Here is a 637-nt window from a genome sequence, read left to right on the forward strand (position 1 = left end):
GCTGCCGCCGCTCTCTTCAATGTTAGCGACCAAGTTGCTTGCCAGCTTTGGAACTGCCGCAGTCGCTGCTTGGGCGCTCGGCTCACGTTACGAGTTTTTTGCCATTGTGTCTGTATTGGCACTGACCATGTCGATGCCTCCAATGGTGGGGCGCTTGTTAGGCGCAAAGAACTATCGAGACATTCAATCTCTGGTTGGAATAGCGGTTAAGTTCATTCTTGGCTTCCAGCTTTTGATTGCGGCGATTACCTTCTTGCTTGCAAACCCGCTCGCGTTGTTAATGACAAGTGATACCCAAGTAGAACAAGTGCTCCACATGCATCTAATGATTGTGCCGATAAGTTTGGGCTCTCTTGGCGTTTGTATGCTGATGGTGTCGATTTGCAATGCGCTAGGGAAATCGTACACAGCATTAACCATTTCGGCATTACGCTTGTTTGTTTTCTTCCTACCTTGCCTATGGCTGGGTGCACAACTGGGCGGTATCAGAGGTCTGCTGTTTGGTGCGTGTGCGGGTAATATTATGGCGGGTATTTCTGCTTACCTTACTTACCGTAAAACCATACACAAACTTGCGATAAAGCAAGCTACAGCCTAAGTTTTAGTATTAACAAAGAAGCCCTCAACTGAGGGCTTC

1 protein-coding gene is annotated in these 637 nt (G+C 48.0%); it reads left to right on the top strand.

Going from position 1 to position 637, the window contains the following annotated elements:
- Window positions 1-598, top strand: a 598-nt coding sequence (locus tag R7093_RS26125; protein ID WP_318147136.1) for an MATE family efflux transporter, incomplete at its 5' end; no start/stop codon positions are given.
- Between the last annotated feature and the right edge of the window lie 39 nt (window positions 599-637).

This window comes from Vibrio sp. 1580 (assembly GCF_033340055.1).